Origin of the sequence: Capsulimonas sp. (assembly GCF_039929585.1) — a bacterium.
Classification (GTDB): domain Bacteria; phylum Armatimonadota; class Armatimonadia; order Armatimonadales; family Capsulimonadaceae; genus Capsulimonas.
The window spans coordinates 1-16,003 of the sequence record NZ_JBDSQY010000283.1 but is presented as its reverse complement, the minus strand read 5'-3'; the positions used below and the strand labels follow the sequence as shown (position 1 = coordinate 16,003).

Sequence of the window (16,003 nt, the reverse complement as noted above, 5' to 3'; positions counted from 1 at the left end):
ATTGCCAACATCGAATAATGCCGGCTGGGAGGAACGCTTGCCAATCATAAGAAGAGATTCGACAAGGACAAAATTTATCCTTGTCAAATCCCCAAAGATATCGAAGACTTTTCGGCACCGCTTCTAGCCGCGAATTTATTCGCCGGCCTCTCTGCCTCGTTGATGCCGCCACCAACCGTCAATAAGAGAGATTCACCCTACAATCGCCGACCCAGCACGATCTTGCGCTCCGTTTCTTCCTCCGCCTCGGGCAGCGTCAGCGCCACGGGCTTCTCTAACTTGATGCCGTAGTTCTTCGCGGCCACGCGGCCCTCGGCCATCTCCTCATCCACATTCGATCCCTTCATCGCCACCAGCACGCCGCCGGAAATTACGAACGGCGCGGTCCAAGGAATGAGCTTCGCCATCGGCGCGACGGCGCGGGCGGTGACGACGTCGTAGGCGTGGGCGTGGTCCATTTCCTTAGCGGCGTCTTCGGCGCGCGCATGAAGAATATCCACGTTTTTCAGGGCGAGCTCATCCGCGACCGCGCGGCAGAAGGTCAGCTTTTTGGCGGTGGAATCGAGGAGGGTGAGAGAGATGTCCGGACGGACGATCTTCAAAGCAAGGCCGGGAAGGCCGGCGCCCGTGCCGACATCGATCAGGCGTGCGTTCAGAGGGATCTGCATGACACGGATCACAGAAAGGGAGTCGAGAAAGTGCTTGACGGCGATGTCGCTTGGAGATGTGAGACGCGTCAGGTTCATGCGCGTCGCGTTCCACTCCACAAGGAGATCGGCGTAGCGTTGAAATTGGTCGAGCTGCGAGGGGGTAAGGTTTAGATCCCAGGCGTCGTTCGCGCCGCGCCGGAGAATATCGATAGTTTGTTCTTCCACGCGGACATTATGACGAATAATTGCCGGAATGTCCGCGTGACGACGTAAAATCGCTCTGTCGTTGCTGGTTAGTCGGCGAGGCCGCGCACGTGCCGCCACTCGCGGACCGCCTCGCCCTGGCGGTAAATCGTATAGACAAGGTCCTGCTCGTAAGGACGATAACCGTGGGTATCGGCCCACTTCGTCATCTCCACGCGCTGGGACTGGGGATCGGGTTTATCACTGGTCACAAAAAACGCTCCGGGAACGGGAGCTTCAATTTTCAATACCACGGCAGCATCCTTCACAATTTATCGTACGAGCAGCCGTTTCCGCAGCGACAGACAGAAGGGATGAAACGGCCGCTCAGAAAAGCGGGCGAGCACAGACGGCCTGGCGGCCGAAGCATGGGCATGAGGAGTGCTCGAAGAAGCGTCTCGACGTTTCCAGTAGGGCTGTGCTCGTTATTGCCTACACCCTCAATTATGGCGAGCGAGCGCTCGCCGCACACTGCGCGGATTACGAGGATTTCAGTCGTCTTGACAACCCTCGTCCTCACCGGTATACTCAAATCTCGACATTGTGAAAAATTGCACGGAATGGAACTCAGCGATGGCGTACCAGTCACTTCAGGAATTTATCCAGCGTTTGGACAAGGCGGGCGAGCTGCGCCGAATCACGCAGCAAGTCGATCCCTATTTGGAAATCACCGAAATTGCCGACCGGGTCATGAAGATGCCGGGCGGCGGTCCGGCGCTGCTCTTTGAGAACGTCAAAGGCTCGAAATTCCCGCTGGCGATCAATTTGATGGGCTCGCGCAAACGAATGTCCTGGGCGCTGGGCGTCGATGATCTCGAAGAGGTCGCCGATGAGATCGGCGCTCTGACCAAGCTGCCCGCGAACATGCCGGCGGGATTGATGGGCAAGCTCCAGCTGCTGCCGCAATTGGCGTCGCTGGGCGCCATCTCTCCCAAGCTCGTCTCCCCCGTCACCGCGCCCTGCCAGGAAGTCGTGAAGCTGGGCAAGGACGCCAATTTGGACGAATTGCCCATCCTTACTTGCTGGCCGGATGACGGCGGCCCGTTCATCACCCTCCCATTGGTCTTCACCAAGGATGAAGGCACGGGCAAGCGCAACGTCGGCATGTATCGCATCCAGAAGTTCGGCCCGCATGAGACGGGGATGCACTGGCAGCGGCACAAAGTCGGCAGCCGACACTATGCGAACTTCGAGGCAAAGGGGCGCGATATCCCTGTCGCCATCGTTCTCGGCGGCGACCCCGCATTGACCTACGCCGCCACTGCTCCGCTTCCCGATGAGATCGACGAGATGGTCTTTGCTGGCTTCCTGCGCAAGAAAGCCGTCGAACTGGTGAAGTGTAAGACGATCGACATGGAAGTCCCCGTGGACGCCGACTTCGTGATTGAGGGCTATGTCGCCCCCCACGAGCGCCGCCGCGAAGGGCCGTTCGGTGACCATACGGGATATTACAGCCTCGCCGACGACTACCCGGTCTTCAAGGTCACCGCTATCACACATCGCAGAAACGCCGTCTATCCCTGCACCATCGTCGGCCCGCCGCCGATGGAGGACAAGTATCTCGGCCTCGCCACCGAGCGTCTTTTCCTGCCGCTGGCGCGCCTGATGGTCCCAGAGATCATCGACTATCACCTGCCCTCGGAAGGCGCGTTCCATAATCTTGCTCTGATTCGCATCAAAAAGCGCTATCCCGGCCACGCGTTCAAAGTCATGCATGCGCTCTGGGGATTGGGCCAGATGATGTTCACCAAATGCATCGTCGTCGTGGATGAAGACGTGGACGTGCAAAACCCAGGCGAAGTGATCTGGCGCACGTTCGCCAATATTGATCCCGAGCGGGACATCACCTTTGTGAAAGGCCCGCTTGATGTTCTCGATCACGCCTCGCCGCTGATGGCGTTCGGCTCGAAGATGGGCGTGGACGCCACACGCAAGTGGGCCGACGAGGGATTTACGCGGGAATGGCCGGAGGTGCTGACGATGACGCCCGAGGTGAAACAGCGCGTGGATAAGCTTTGGAAGTCGCTGGGCATCTCATAGGAAGAAAGCCCTGATAAAAATACGGTGAGTTTTTCGCGGGAAGTTGCCGAAAAGAGTAATGTGCTGTATAATTAGGTCTACTACCCGTTTTACAGAACTCTCAAACGCTATTATTCTTGTACGAAAGAGGAATATCCGGATGGATGTCAAATCGCTTCTCTCCAGCACCGAAATCATGTCAGGGTTAGGATTGGTGATCGTCGGCGTCAGCGCGCAGCTTTCGGGGATGCATGACATCTTCGCGGTCGCCATGGCCCCGTTCGGCGTCGGTCTGATCCTGAGCGACATGATCTCTCGCGCCGCCAAGTCGACCCGCGAGCGCGTCAAGGTTCGTATTCCGCGTGACCGCGACTAGTTTCTTAGCCGCGTCTTAGATTGCTGTCGATCTTATGCCCCAACCCAAACGTCTCGTCGTCGCGGTCACCGGCGCCAGCGGCGCCCTGTATGCAACGCGATTTCTTCAGCAGGCGTCCCGGCATTACGATCAGATCTACCTGATGCTTTCCGATCAGGCGGCGATGGTGTTTTCCACGGAAACGGGCGGTTCGTTATCTCGCCCGTTCACCGCCGCCCAGTATCTGGGCGAAGAGTACGCCGACGCCCCGATCCAGTTTCTCGATTCCAAAGACTACTTCACCCCGCCCGCCTCCGGCTCGTTCGTCCACGACGGCATGGTGATCATCCCCTGCTCCATGGGCACGCTCGGCCGCATCGCGTCGGGTATCTCCAATGACCTCACCACCCGCAGCGCCGACGTCTGTCTTAAAGAGCGCCGCAAGCTGATCCTCGTGGCTCGCGACACGCCCTTAAATTTAATCCATCTGCGCAACATGGTCACCGTCACCGAAGCCGGCGCCACCGTCCTCCCTGCCGTCCCCGCCTTCTACCACCAGCCCAAGACCGTGGAGGACGTCGTGGACACCGTCGTCGCCCGCGTGCTGCAAAACCTGGGGATCGAGCAGACAATCCAGCCGCAATGGCAGGTAGATGAGGATTAGGGTTTTGTGAACGGGAATTTGTTCCCGTTCGCTGTTCCCGCGTCGTGTTTCCGTCCCATGGCCCACAAGTGAAGCTTGTGGGCTACGCTGGGGCGAAGTCAGCTAAAGCAGACTCTTAGAATATACTGACGCTCTCTTTATCCTAATCCTAACCTGCTTCAGCTGGTTTAGCCTCAGCATAGCCCACAAGCTTCACTTGTGGGAGCAAAGACGCAATAGGCCAATTCCATGCAAATCTCCATCGCCGATTGGTGCTTCTTCCGCGCCGACGATACCCCCGAAGCCTATTACCAACAACTCGCCGCCCTCGGCGTCTCCGCCGTCGAGATGGCGACGCCCGAGCACTGGCCCGCCGCTCGCGCCGCCGGCCTTTCCCTGCTCAACATCGGCGCCCCCGGCATGGAGCACGGACTCAGCAAACACGCCAACCACCCCACCCTGCTCCTCGCCATCCGTGAGACGATCGCTGCGGCGGGCGCAAATGGCATTCCTCAAGTGATAATCTTCAGCGGCAATCGCCAAGGCCAATCCGACGCCGACGGACTGCAAGCCGCCATCGACGGCGTGCGCCAACTCGCGCCCGACGCCGAAGCCGCCGGCGTCACCCTCGTCCTCGAAATACTCAACTCCCACGACCACACCGACTACCAAGCCGACCACAGCGCCTACGGCTTCGACCTCGTCCGCGCCATCAATTCTCCAAATGTCAAAACCCTCTACGACATTTACCATCTGCACCGTATGGGCGAAGCGCTTCTGCCGACGATCTTGGAGAATTTGGATTTGATCGCCCACTTCCATGTCGCGGGCAGTCCGGCGAGGGATTGTCCGAAGGCAGACGGAGCGATTGACTATCCGACGATTATGCGAGAGGTGACATCGGCGGGGTATCGGGGATATTGGGGTCTGGAGTTTCTCCCAAAGGGAGATCGATGGGCGGAGATTGGGGCGGCGCGGGATTTGCTAGCGATGTAGCATTCCATTATTTCGTCACAAATACAAAGGCAGGCGGTTGAAACCGCGCCTATGAGAGCGCAGAAACCCGCCTGCACGGGTTACATAATCCAGAACGATACCGTCTTACAACAGGCTGAACATTAGACGGTATCGTCAAGGATCGTGTAGTCCCTGCAGGGGGACTTCCGCGCTCTTGCAGGCGCGGTTTCTAACCGCCGGCTTCTTTTACCTCTCTTCTACAGCACTACTTGTAACTACTGCGCCGCTTGATACTCCGCCCACAGTTCCTCGAACTTCGCGACCATCGTATCCAGCACGAGGAAGCCGCCTTGCCAGAACTCTGGATCGTCCAGGTTGACGCCGACTTTTGCAACCAGCTGCTGGGGGGTTAGGCTGCCGCCGGCGCGGAGCATGTCGAGATATTGGGCTGCGAAGGCGGGGCCTTCGGTTTGGGACTTGCGGTAGAGGGCGAGCGCCAGCAGTTCGCCGAAGGAGTAGGCGTAGACGTAGAACGGTGAGCCGGTAAAGTGGCCGATGTAGGACCACCAGAGACGGTGCTCGTCGCCCAGAGTCACGGCGTCGCCGAACATGGCCTGCATTTCGGTGTGCCAGTAGTTGCCGAAGTCTTCCAGCGTCAGCTCGCCTTTGTCGCGGCGGTGGTTGTGGATCGCCTTTTCAAAGCGGTACATCGCCGTTTGGCGCGGGATCGTGGCGAAGGCGCTTTCAATCTTTTCGGCGTAGAGGGCAAGCTGATCCTTGAGGGACGCCTGCGCCACCACTTTGTCGAACACCAGCATTTCTCCGAAGGTGCTCGCCAGCTCCGCAAGCGGCAGCGTGCCGTGGAAGTTCACCAGCGTCTGTTCGCGCGAGAGCGACGAGTGGACGCCGTGGCCAAGTTCGTGCGCGAGCGTCATCACGTCCTTCATTTTGCCCAGGTAGTTCATGAACACGTAGGGATGCAGATCGGGGGTGACGTAGGCGCAGTAGGCGCCGCCCTGCTTGCCCTTCGCCGGCGCGGCGTCGATCCAGTTCTTGTCGAAGAACTCGGCGGCGCGCTCACGCAGGATGGGCGAAAACTCGCCGAACGCGTCCAGCACGATCTGGCGCGCTTCTTCGTAAGGCAGTTGTTCTTCCGCCTGGAAGAGCGGCGCGTAGCGGTCGTAGTGGGTCAGACCGTCGACACCTAAAATGGCGCTCTTCACGTGGTAGTAGCGTGCGACGACGGGGTAGTTGCGATAGACCGTATCGACAACCAGGTCGACCGTTTCTTTGGAGAGTTCGTTCGAGAGGTGGCGGGACTGCTCCGGATAGGTGTACTTGCGCAGGCGGTCACGCACGTTCTTGTCCTGCATCAACGTGTTGAAAATGAACACGGCCGCGCGGATATTCGCCTGCAGTCCCTCGGTGAACGCGACGGCCGCCGCACGGCGCGTCTCGCGGTCCGCGGAGTACAGGCGTGAAATCACCTGCGGCTGTGTCAGTTCTTCGCCGTCCACCTTGAAGACGCTGTTTGCAGTTACTTCGTCGAAATAACGATCCCAGGCGCGCGCGCCAGTATTCGCCATCTCCTCCAGCAATCGCTCCTCGGTTTCGCTCAGCATATGCTCGCGATGCAGGCGCAGGTCCAGCACGAAGTGCTTGTAGGGCGCAACTTCGGGCGTGTCCAGCAGCGGAGCGACGACTTCCTCAGGCGCGGCGGCCAGCTCCAAAGTGAAAAACAGCGTCGGAAGCGAAAGCGCGGTGCCGCGCTCACGCATCTTCTGCATGAATGCGCCGTAGGCGGCGTTGGCGGTGTTGGTGGAGAACAGCAGCGCGGCGTAGGTTCCTGGCTTGCTGGCCTCCTGATCCATCGCCTCATATTCGCGTAGCGCGGAGCCCAGGGTGGCGGCGGTCAGATCGGCGCTGTCGATCCTGCCTTTGTACTTTGCCTGGAACGCTTCCGAGAGCGTCTGCATCTCCGTCAAAGTCGCTTCGATCTTCGGATCGTCGATGGATTGATAAAGATCGCTGAGATCCCAGCGAACGTCGGTGGTGGTTTCGAGGTCGGTCACGGGAATATCTCTTTTCTGAAGCCGTAGATGAGGCGATTATACCCGCGTGCGATGGACATCCGCGGCATCGAGCGCCAGCCGCACGCGCTGGACAATTTCATCGACCAGCGCTTCGTCAATCGTCAGCGGCGGAGCGAACCGAAAGGTCCGATTGCGCGTTTCTTTCGTCAGGATTCCCGTGTCGAGAAACGCCTGTGTGAGGACAGTCGTCTCCGTTCCTTCGACAACTTCCAATCCCACGAGCAAACCGCGTCCGCGTACTTCGAGAACGCTGGGATGCTCCAGCGCCTCCAGTCCGTTTTTCAAGCGCTCCCCCAGAATATGGCTTCGTTCGGGCAGGCCCAAGACACGCATTTCGGCAAGCGCGGCGAGACCCACGGCGCAGGCGAGCGGGTTCCCGCCGAAGGTGCTGCCGTGGTCTCCCGGCTGAAAGACCTCCATGACATTGCGCTTCCCCGCGACCGCCGACACGGGCAAAATGCCGCCGCCCAATGCTTTCCCCAGACAGATCAGGTCCGGGCGGGCGTCCTCATGGCGCCATGCAAAATCTTTGCCGGTACGGCCAAACCCGGTCTGAATCTCATCCCAAATCAGCAGCACATTACGCTCAGTACAGAGCTTTCTGACCGCCGCCATATATCCCGCAGGGGGAATAAGTATTCCGGCTTCGGCCTGGATCGGCTCCAGGAGGATCGCCGCCGTGTTGGGCGTGATCGCCGCTTCGATGGCTTCAATCTCGCCAAACGATACGGAGACGAAGCCGGGAGTGAAAGGCCCGAAATGGCGCTTGTAGGTCGCCTCGCTGCTGAAGCCGACGATCGTCGTGGTACGGCCGTGAAAATTGCCGTTGGCGACGATGATCTGGGCCTGATCATCCGGGACGCCCTTTCGCGTGTACGCCCATTTTCTGGCCAACTTGATGGCCGTCTCGACGGCTTCCGCCCCTGTGTTCATGGGACAGGCCATGTCGCATTCGGTAAAGCGGCACAGGCCTTCGAGAAACAGCGCCAGTTCAGGTGAGTAAACGGCGCGGCTGGTGAGGGCGCAGACATCGAGCTGCCGGCGCGCCGTTTCGACCAGAAACGGCGACAGATGACCGTGCGCGACAGCCGAATACGCGCCGATGCAGTCGATATAAGCGCGCCCGTCTGGGTCGAAGCACCATGCGCCCTCCGCGCGGGCGATTGTGACCGGCAGCGGATGATAATTGTGCGTGCACCAGCAATCGACGAGTTCTTCCGTCTGGCGCGCCGTTAGCGACGCCGCCAGGCTCTGGACGCCGTCTTCCCGAATGCGCCGCCAGTAGTCTTGATCTTCCATAGGTTTCATCGCTCCAAAATCAGCGTCAGACATTTCGCCGAGCCGCCCGCTTTTAAGAATTCGGAAAGATCGGTTTCATGGACGGTATACCCGCGCTCGGTCAGTGCGGCGGAAAAAGAATTTGCGCCGGTGTTGAGGATTACGTCGCGGCCAATGACCACGGCGTTGGCTCCAAAATGCTGGGCGTCTTCAGGGGTGATCGGGATTTTCTCGCCAGGCAGGCCGAGGAGCGCGCGGTTCGCCGCCTCATCGAACGCTTCGGGAATGTAAGCGAACATATTCGGTCCGAGCGGAGCGAAACACACGTCCAGGTGATAGTATCGGCCGTCGACAAGGCCAAGCGAGAGGACGTCCCGGCCCAATATTCGCGCGAGTTCCGGATGCGCGGCCGCGCTCGACCGAGGACCATAACCTGCCAACAGAATTCCCGCGTAAGAAAGCGCATCGCCTTCGCCTTCGAACCAGCCGTCTGAAAGCGGCTTCCGCTGGTATTGATGATCCTGAAACCATCGCTCAAAATGCGGGACTTCTCCGGCGCGCTCGGCGTGCCGAAAGCGGGAAGGAATGTATACGCGGCCCTCGACCAAACCGGCGTTGGCGGTGAACACCATATCCGGCAGTCCCGGCTGCGGATCGATCAGCGACACCCGTGCGCCGATCCGGTCCGTGACGATCGCATAAAGCGCGTCCCACTGACGCTTAGCTTCATCGACATCGGGGACGTTCTGGAGGTGCATCCAGGGATTAATTTCGTAGGCGACGTCAAAATACGCAGGCGGACACATCAGCAAGTGCATAACAGCAGCTCCTTTTGGGAAAGACACTCCGCTCAGAGAAAACACAGCATGAGCCGGTAATCGCAAGGCGACGTGTCTGGGCGAAGCCAGCGCGGACCGACGGAGGCCATGCAAATTCCAGCAGGGACACAGCGCCGACCACGAAAACATTCGCGGTCAATATGAAATTCCCAGTCAGTGGTGAGCTGATTTCGCGGCGGAAAGGCGAGATTGCCCTTCATTACGCCGCATTTTCGCAATCGCTCCGTCACCGGAGCATCGCCGGATCGTCCATCGCGACAGGGGAGCGCGGACAATGACGGCTTATGCGGACGCTGCTTGCATGAGAGAATATGCAAACCATCCCGAAAGAGGGCGGAATGGGACTTCACTCGCCAATGCTCTTTGGAGAGATCAGCGGGATGTCGTAACGTCATTCAAATTCTACCAGGGTCCCAGGCGGTTGTCAATCACGAAAAAAAATCTTCTGAATGATCGGTTGACAAATTCATTTACTAGTATCATAATAGTAAATATAAACATGCTTCTAAATCAGAGCATGCAAATCTTGTGACAACGCATCAAGGGGAAGATACACACATGAAACTGAAGAATACGGCGCGCCTGCTGGGCGCATTCACTGCCGTCGCTGGGGCTCTGCTGCCCCTCTCCGCGCACGCGCAGAAACTGCTGAATGTTTCGTACGATCCGACGCGTGAGCTTTACCAGGACTACAACAAGGCGTTTACCAAGTACTGGGCCTCGAAGACGCACCAGAACATCACGGTGGACCAGTCGCACGGCGGCTCCGGCAAGCAGGCCCGTTCGGTGATCGACGGCCTCGAAGCGGACGTCGTGACGCTGGCGCTGGGCTACGATATCGACGCCATTGAAGACGCCGGCCTGATCAACCATGGCTGGCAGAAGCGCCTGCCCTACAACAGCTCACCCTACACCTCCACCATTGTCTTCCTGGTCCGCCACGGCAACCCGAAGCACATCAAGGATTGGAACGACCTGGCCCGTCCCGGCGTCGGCGTCATCACCCCGAACCCAAAAACGAGCGGTGGCGCACGGTGGAACTACCTCGCGGCCTATGGCTACGCCCTGAAGCAAAAGGGCGGATCGGACGCATCCGCCCGCGCTTTGGTCGGCAAGATCTACAAGAACGTCGTCGCTCTGGACAGCGGCGCCCGCGGCGCCACCACATCCTTTACCCAGCGTGGTCTGGGCGACGTGCTGATCGCCTGGGAAAACGAAGCGATTCTCGCGACCCACACCCTCGGCGCCGGCAACTACGACATCGTCACGCCATCGCTCAGCATTCTGGCTGAGCCGCCCGTCGCTGTCGTCGATAAGAACGCCGCGCGCCACAACACGACGGTCCTCGCGACTACCTACCTGAGCTGGCTCTACACCCCGCAGGGTCAGACCATCGCCGCCAAGAACTTCTACCGGCCGCGCGTCCCTTCGATCGCCCGCAAGTACGCCAAGCAGTTCCCGAAGGTCAAGCTGATCACGGTGGACAACACCTTCGGCGGCTGGCGCAACGCACAGAAGACCCACTTCGCCGACGGCGGAGTGTTTGACCAGATCTATCAGAAGTAGAACCTATTCCCCCGCGCTTGGGTAAGTTTCCCCTTTTCCCAGCAAGGGGCTAAAGCCCGGGAAAAGGGGCGTTCGTAACTGCGATCCAGGCGAGTATTCCGTGTTGTGAGAAGAGTAAGTTCGCCCCCCCGCCCCAATTCTGGGGGACCCGATTTCGGACAACGGCATTTTCCGGTCCCCCAGAATTGGGGCGGAGGGGCGATCTCCGGGTACCACAGAATTGGGGCGGAGGGGCCGAACCACCACGACAAAACTCGCCTGGATCGTAATTACCAGCACCCCTTTTCCCGCCCGAAGGGCCTTGCTGGGAAAAGGGGGAAGCGCTTTAGCGCCGGGGGAATAGGCGCCCCCCAAAGGAACCGCCCAATGCATCTCAAGAAAACCCTGCACGCATTCGGCGTCGCACTCGCTGCGGCCGCAGCCCTCGTCCCCGCGACAACCGCACATGCGCAGAAATTATTGAACGTGTCCTACGATCCGACACGTGAACTTTATCAAGACTACAATACGGCGTTCGCGCGCTACTGGAAGTCGCATACCAACCAGAATATTCATATCGATCAGTCCCATGGCGGATCGGGAGCGCAGGCGCGCTCCGTGGCGGACGGTCTGGAAGCGGATGTCGTGACGCTGGCGCTGGCCTATGATATTGACGCCGTACAGAAGGCCGGATTGATCAATTCCGGCTGGCAAGGACGGCTGCCGTATAACAGCTCGCCCTACACGTCCACCATCGTCTTTGTCGTACGCCACGGCAACCCGAAGCATATCAAGGACTGGAACGATCTGACGAAACCGGGCGTCGGCGTCGTCACCCCGAACCCGAAGACCGGCGGCGGCGCGCGCTGGAACTATCTAGCGGCGTGGGGCTATGCGCTGAAGCAAAAGGGCGGCAATGAGGCGTCAGCCCGCACTCTGGTCTCGAAGATCTATCATAACGTTGTCGCGCTGGACTCAGGAGCGCGCGGCGCCACCACCACGTTCACGCAGCGTGGCCTTGGAGATGTGCTGATCGCCTGGGAGAATGAGGCGCTGCTCATCACCAAGGATCTCGGGAAAGGTCAGTACGACCTCGTTGTGCCCTCGATGAGCATTCTGGCCGAGCCGCCCGTCGCCGTTGTCGATAAGAATGTCGACAAGCATGGTACGCGCACGCTGGCCACAACGTATTTGAACTATCTTTATACGCCCGAAGGCCAAGCAATCGCCGCGAAGCACTACTACCGGCCGCGCGTCGCTTCGATTGCCCGCAAATATGCGGGGCAATTTCCGAAAGTGAAGCTCTTCACCGTGAACGCTGTCTTCGGCGGATGGGAAGCCATTCAGAAGAAGCACTTCAGCGATGGCGGCGTATTCGACCAGATCTATCACAAATAGACAAGACGAATACGAAAATACTTCAAGCCCGTCCGCAGCGTAAGCTATGGACGGGCTTATTTTATGAGGTATTCTATAGGGAAAGTATTTTGAGAAAGATTTCCGTATGACTGTCGCGATTAAGTCAGGCCCGAAACGTCCGTCCAAGCAGCGGCGCGTGCTGCCGGGGTTCGGACTGACTATGGGCTTTACACTGCTGTATTTGAGCCTGCTCGTTTTGATTCCCCTCTCCATGCTGTTCTGGCGGACGAGCGAGATGCCGCTTTCGAAGATCTGGAGCACCGTCACCGACGAGCGCGTGCTTCAGGCGTTCAAGCTGACCTTCGGCGCCTCATTCTTCGCCGCCGTGTTCAACGTCTTTTTCGGCGGCCTGGTCGCCTGGGTGCTCGCCCGGTATCGATTTCCTGGTAAGAAGCTGATCGACGGCCTGGTCGACCTTCCCTTCGCGCTGCCGACTGCGGTCGCGGGTATTTGTCTTGTCACCGTCTATTCCAAGAATGGCTGGATCGGCGCAATTCTGGAACCGCATGGGATCAAAGTGGCGTTTACGCCCCTGGGCATCACGATCGCTCTGATTTTTATCGGCCTGCCGTTTGTCGTCCGAACGGTGCAGCCCGTGCTGGAAGATATGGAAGTGGAGCTGGAAGAAGCGGCGGCGAGCTTGGGCGCCACGCGGATGCAGACGTTTCTTCGCGTGTTAGCTCCTCCCCTGTTTCCTGTCATGATGACGGGCTTCACACTCGCCTTCGCGCGGGCGCTGGGCGAATACGGCTCAGTCGTGTTTATCGCCGGTAACCGCCCGTATCAAACGGAGATCCTGCCGCTGCTGATTATTACGAAATTGGAAGAATACAATTATGCGGGCGCCACGGCGATTGCTCTGGTCATGCTGATTGCGTCGTTTGCACTGCTGCTGGCGATCAATGTTTTGCAGGCATGGAGCCGCAAGCGGCAGGGCGGCGTATAACGCGCCATTGACGTGTCATAGACGACACGCCACGCGGAAAGGAAATTTGCATGGCGGAAACCGCCGGTTTAGTAAAACGCGCGCAGACGGCCGCACCGCGCTCGAAGGTCGCGAACGATCCCTTATGGCTCCGGGTCGCTTTGATCAGCCTGATGCTCGTGCTGATGACATTGTTCCTGATCCTGCCGCTGATCGTGGTTTTCCACGAGGCGCTGGCGAAGGGATTGGCGGCCTACGGAGACGCGCTGAAGCAGCCCGAAACGCTGGCGGCCGTGCGGCTTACGCTGCTGACAGCGGCGATCGTCGTCCCGCTGAATGTCGTCTTCGGCGTTTCGGCGGCATGGGCGATCTCGAAGTTTCAATTCTGGGGCAAGAACCTGCTGATCACCCTGATCGACCTGCCCTTCGCCGTCTCACCGGTCATTTCAGGCCTGATCTTCGTCTTGTTATTCGGCAGAAACGGGATCATGGGACCGTGGATGATCGACCATGGCGTCAAGATCATCTTTGCGACGCCTGGGATCGTGCTGGCGACGGCGTTCGTCACCTTCCCGTTTGTCGCGCGCGAATTGATCCCGCTGATGCAGGCTCAAGGCAGCGACGAGGAACAAGCAGCACAGGTGCTGGGCGCCAGCGGATGGCAGACGTTTCGCCGGGTCACCCTGCCGAACATCAAGTGGGGACTCTTGTACGGAATTATTCTGTGCAATGCGCGCGCCATGGGCGAGTTCGGCGCTGTCTCCGTCGTGTCCGGACATATCGTGGGATTGACCAACACGATGCCGCTGCAAGTGGAAGTATTCTATGACGATTACCAATTTGTGGCCGCCTTCGCGCTGGCGTCGCTGCTGGCGATGCTGGCCTTAGTGACACTGGTCGTGAAGAATATTGTGGAGTGGTTTGCCGCCCGCCAGATGAGCGCGGGCGAGGAATAAAGTTATGAGTATCGTCGTCACGGACGTCAGTAAACAATTCGGCAAATTCCAGGCGCTCAAGGATGTGAACCTGGAGATCAAGACCGGCGAGCTTCTCGCCCTGCTCGGCCCCTCGGGATCGGGAAAAACGACCCTGCTGCGCATTATCGCCGGCCTGGAGACTGCGGACGCCGGCAGCATTCATTTCAACGGTGAGGATATCACCGAACGCCATGTCCGCAAGCGCCAGGTGGGATTCGTCTTTCAGCACTACGCGCTGTTTCGTCACATGACGGTCTTCGAAAACATCGCCTTCGGCATGCGCGTCAAGCCGCGCCACGAGCGGCCGACGAACGATCAGATCCGAGACCGAGTCATGCATCTTCTGAAGATGGTGCAGCTCGAAGGTCTCGCCCAGCGGCATCCCTCGCAGCTTTCCGGCGGCCAGCGCCAGCGCGTCGCGCTCGCCCGAGCGCTCGCCGTGGAGCCGCAGATGCTGCTGCTCGACGAGCCGTTCGGCGCGCTCGACGCCCGCGTGCGCCAGGAACTGCGCCAGTGGCTGCGGCGCCTGCACGATGAATTGCACGTGACCAGCATCTTCGTCACGCACGACCAGGAAGAAGCCCTGGAAGTGGCCGATCGGATTGTCGTCATGAACCACGGCCAGATCGAACAGATCGGCACTCCTGAAGAGGTTTACGACACGCCGGCGAACCCATTCGTCTTCAACTTCCTGGGCAGCGTCAATCTGTTCCATGGCCGCGTCGCGAATGGCGAAGCGCAAGTCGGCGCCATGGCCTTCGCCATTCCCGACAGCGCCGTAAGGAGCTCGGAGGTCGTTGGATACACGCGGCCGCATGAACTGGAGATCGCGCGTCAGCGCAACGGCTCCCCCACCATCGAAGCCGTGGTCCGGCACATTACCGCCGTCGGTCCCATCGTCCGCGTCGGCCTGGACCCGACCGACGGCGCGGAAACGATCGCCGCCGAAATCACGCGCGAAAAGTACAAAGAATTGAATTTGCAGGTCGGCGAATCGGTCCACGTCAAGCCCAAACGCGTGCAGGTCTTCTGGGACGATTATTCGATTTAACTTGATGCTGGTTCACCATACACAAATTACAAACCAGTTACAAACCAGTTCTTGACTCTTGCTTCCGCCATCGGATACAATATGAGCGAGCCGTCCATCAGGGCGGCCGCTCATTTTTTTGACTGCGGCCTGACCGAATGCGATGTTCAGGTCGTTTTTCTTTGTGTTCCGAAGGAGCAGTTTCATGAAGGTACTAATCACCGGAGCCGCCGGCAACGCCGGTCAGGCTGTGTGCGAGCTGCTGCATCAAGAGGGTTATGACATTCGGCGCGCCGATGTCGCCCCACCCGCCCATGACACTCTCAAAGGCGTCGAGTTCGTACGCTGCGACACGCGCACCCCAACTGACGCCCTGCGCGCCGTCGAAGGCTGCGACGCCGTGATTCATCTCGCCGCCTGGCACTGCGCCCATAATCCGCCCGTGAGCGACGCGACGATTTTCGCCGTGAACGTGGATGGCACGTTCAATGTCTTCGAAGCCTGCCGCGCGAACGGCGTTAAGGCCGTCGTGTTTGCTTCATCCATGGCGTATGGATGGGGCGGCGTTTACAGCGTAAGCAAGGTCATTGGCGAGGACCTCAGCCGATCCTATCACGAGTCGGCCGGCTCGTCCGTCGCCATGCTGCGCTATCATGACTTCGTTCCAAAGCCGTATCTGGACTTCGGCGCGATGCTGCTGCGCAACGGCGTGGACCGGCGCGACGTCGCCACCGCCACCGTCGCCGCCCTGCGCGCCGCCATCGACAAGAAGATCGGCCTCTTCCAGACTGTGATTCATACGAACCACCACATGCCCGCCGATGTCGTGGAGAATTTCCGGACACTTGGCCCGGACTGGTGCGAAACTCAAATTCCCGGCGCTAAAGTGCTGATCGAGAAGTATTCACTCTATTTGCCCAGTTCCGTGGAGCAGCACGATATGTCCGAAGCCAAGCGATTGATGGACTGGGAGCCGGCGTTTGGCTTCAAGGAATTCCTGCTCGACCTCCAGGCGCGCGACGCGCGCGGC

At 59.3% G+C, this 16,003-nt stretch carries 15 protein-coding genes; 10 read left to right on the top strand and 5 right to left on the bottom strand.

The genetic code is table 11. The features are described from left to right. Positions 1-197: 197 nt before the first annotated feature. Positions 198-875, bottom strand: coding sequence for a 16S rRNA (guanine(527)-N(7))-methyltransferase RsmG (rsmG, locus tag ABIZ35_RS21535; protein WP_348221989.1), 678 nt, complete (start codon positions 873-875; stop codon positions 198-200). 68 nt (positions 876-943) lie between these two features. Further along, the gene (locus tag ABIZ35_RS21530; protein WP_348221988.1) at positions 944-1,147 is read right to left on the bottom strand and encodes a hypothetical protein; all 204 of its coding nucleotides are present in this window, start codon (positions 1,145-1,147) and stop codon (positions 944-946) included. Between the two features lie 319 nt (positions 1,148-1,466). Here ABIZ35_RS21530 and ABIZ35_RS21525 point away from each other — a divergent pair, with 319 nt between their 5' ends. The 4 genes from ABIZ35_RS21525 (at position 1,467) to ABIZ35_RS21510 (ending at position 4,906) form a co-directional block, all read left to right on the top strand. Continuing rightward, positions 1,467-2,933: a menaquinone biosynthesis decarboxylase gene (locus ABIZ35_RS21525; RefSeq protein WP_348221987.1), complete on the top strand. Its 1,467-nt coding sequence runs from the start codon at positions 1,467-1,469 to the stop codon at positions 2,931-2,933. Positions 2,934-3,072: 139 nt separating this feature from the next. Further along, the gene (locus tag ABIZ35_RS21520; protein ID WP_348221986.1) at positions 3,073-3,288 is read left to right on the top strand and encodes a hypothetical protein; all 216 of its coding nucleotides are present in this window, start codon (positions 3,073-3,075) and stop codon (positions 3,286-3,288) included. Positions 3,289-3,322: 34 nt separating this feature from the next. Next, positions 3,323-3,931, top strand: a complete 609-nt coding sequence (locus ABIZ35_RS21515; protein ID WP_348221985.1) for a UbiX family flavin prenyltransferase — start codon at positions 3,323-3,325, stop codon at positions 3,929-3,931. Positions 3,932-4,159: 228 nt separating this feature from the next. Next, positions 4,160-4,906 carry a sugar phosphate isomerase/epimerase family protein gene (locus tag ABIZ35_RS21510; RefSeq protein ID WP_348221984.1) on the top strand — a complete coding sequence of 249 codons (747 nt, stop codon included), beginning with the start codon at positions 4,160-4,162 and terminating at the stop codon, positions 4,904-4,906. A 236-nt stretch (positions 4,907-5,142) separates the two neighbouring features. Here ABIZ35_RS21510 and ABIZ35_RS21505 read toward each other — a convergent pair whose 3' ends face one another. Genes ABIZ35_RS21505 through ABIZ35_RS21495 form a run of 3 tightly spaced genes read right to left on the bottom strand, consistent with a single transcriptional unit; the run spans position 5,143 to position 9,056 of the window. Further along, positions 5,143-6,939, bottom strand: a complete 1,797-nt coding sequence (locus ABIZ35_RS21505) for a M3 family oligoendopeptidase (protein ID WP_348221983.1) — start codon at positions 6,937-6,939, stop codon at positions 5,143-5,145. A 36-nt stretch (positions 6,940-6,975) separates the two neighbouring features. Then, a complete protein-coding gene (gene rocD, locus ABIZ35_RS21500; protein ID WP_348221982.1) occupies positions 6,976-8,259 on the bottom strand; it encodes an ornithine--oxo-acid transaminase in 1,284 nt (427 codons plus the stop codon). 5 nt (positions 8,260-8,264) lie between these two features. Continuing rightward, positions 8,265-9,056: an arginine deiminase-related protein gene (locus ABIZ35_RS21495; protein WP_348221981.1), complete on the bottom strand. Its 792-nt coding sequence runs from the start codon at positions 9,054-9,056 to the stop codon at positions 8,265-8,267. A 579-nt stretch (positions 9,057-9,635) separates the two neighbouring features. Here ABIZ35_RS21495 and ABIZ35_RS21490 point away from each other — a divergent pair. From ABIZ35_RS21490 to ABIZ35_RS21465, 6 genes are all read left to right on the top strand, one after another. Continuing rightward, on the top strand, positions 9,636-10,643 hold the full coding sequence (locus ABIZ35_RS21490; RefSeq protein WP_348221980.1) for a sulfate ABC transporter substrate-binding protein: 1,008 nt from the start codon (positions 9,636-9,638) through the stop codon (positions 10,641-10,643). 366 nt (positions 10,644-11,009) lie between these two features. Beyond that, a complete protein-coding gene (locus ABIZ35_RS21485) occupies positions 11,010-12,020 on the top strand; it encodes a sulfate ABC transporter substrate-binding protein (RefSeq protein ID WP_348221979.1) in 1,011 nt (336 codons plus the stop codon). Between the two features lie 106 nt (positions 12,021-12,126). Further along, the gene (cysT, locus tag ABIZ35_RS21480) at positions 12,127-12,987 is read left to right on the top strand and encodes a sulfate ABC transporter permease subunit CysT (protein ID WP_348221978.1); all 861 of its coding nucleotides are present in this window, start codon (positions 12,127-12,129) and stop codon (positions 12,985-12,987) included. 50 nt (positions 12,988-13,037) lie between these two features. Next, entirely contained in the window at positions 13,038-13,922 is an 885-nt protein-coding gene (gene cysW / locus ABIZ35_RS21475) for a sulfate ABC transporter permease subunit CysW (protein WP_348221977.1), read from the top strand. Positions 13,923-13,926: 4 nt separating this feature from the next. Next, a complete protein-coding gene (locus tag ABIZ35_RS21470) occupies positions 13,927-14,994 on the top strand; it encodes a sulfate/molybdate ABC transporter ATP-binding protein (RefSeq protein WP_348221976.1) in 1,068 nt (355 codons plus the stop codon). A 184-nt stretch (positions 14,995-15,178) separates the two neighbouring features. Next, positions 15,179-16,003: NAD(P)-dependent oxidoreductase (locus tag ABIZ35_RS21465; protein WP_348221975.1), on the top strand; the 825-nt coding region annotated here is incomplete at its 3' end.

What these genes read in the sequence shown, in the direction of transcription:
- cysT (WP_348221978.1), top strand. Translation starts at nt 12,127, where the DNA reads ATGACTGTCGCGATTAAGTCAGGCCCGAAACGTCCGTCCAAGCAGCGG.
- ABIZ35_RS21525 (WP_348221987.1), top strand. Translation starts at nt 1,467, where the DNA reads ATGGCGTACCAGTCACTTCAGGAATTTATCCAGCGTTTGGACAAGGCG.
- ABIZ35_RS21485 (WP_348221979.1), top strand. Translation starts at nt 11,010, where the DNA reads ATGCATCTCAAGAAAACCCTGCACGCATTCGGCGTCGCACTCGCTGCG.
- ABIZ35_RS21495 (WP_348221981.1), bottom strand. Translation starts at nt 9,056, where the DNA reads ATGCACTTGCTGATGTGTCCGCCTGCGTATTTTGACGTCGCCTACGAA.
- ABIZ35_RS21510 (WP_348221984.1), top strand. Translation starts at nt 4,160, where the DNA reads ATGCAAATCTCCATCGCCGATTGGTGCTTCTTCCGCGCCGACGATACC.
- rocD (WP_348221982.1), bottom strand. Translation starts at nt 8,259, where the DNA reads ATGGAAGATCAAGACTACTGGCGGCGCATTCGGGAAGACGGCGTCCAG.
- ABIZ35_RS21520 (WP_348221986.1), top strand. Translation starts at nt 3,073, where the DNA reads ATGGATGTCAAATCGCTTCTCTCCAGCACCGAAATCATGTCAGGGTTA.
- ABIZ35_RS21515 (WP_348221985.1), top strand. Translation starts at nt 3,323, where the DNA reads ATGCCCCAACCCAAACGTCTCGTCGTCGCGGTCACCGGCGCCAGCGGC.
- ABIZ35_RS21470 (WP_348221976.1), top strand. Translation starts at nt 13,927, where the DNA reads ATGAGTATCGTCGTCACGGACGTCAGTAAACAATTCGGCAAATTCCAG.
- ABIZ35_RS21490 (WP_348221980.1), top strand. Translation starts at nt 9,636, where the DNA reads ATGAAACTGAAGAATACGGCGCGCCTGCTGGGCGCATTCACTGCCGTC.
- cysW (WP_348221977.1), top strand. Translation starts at nt 13,038, where the DNA reads ATGGCGGAAACCGCCGGTTTAGTAAAACGCGCGCAGACGGCCGCACCG.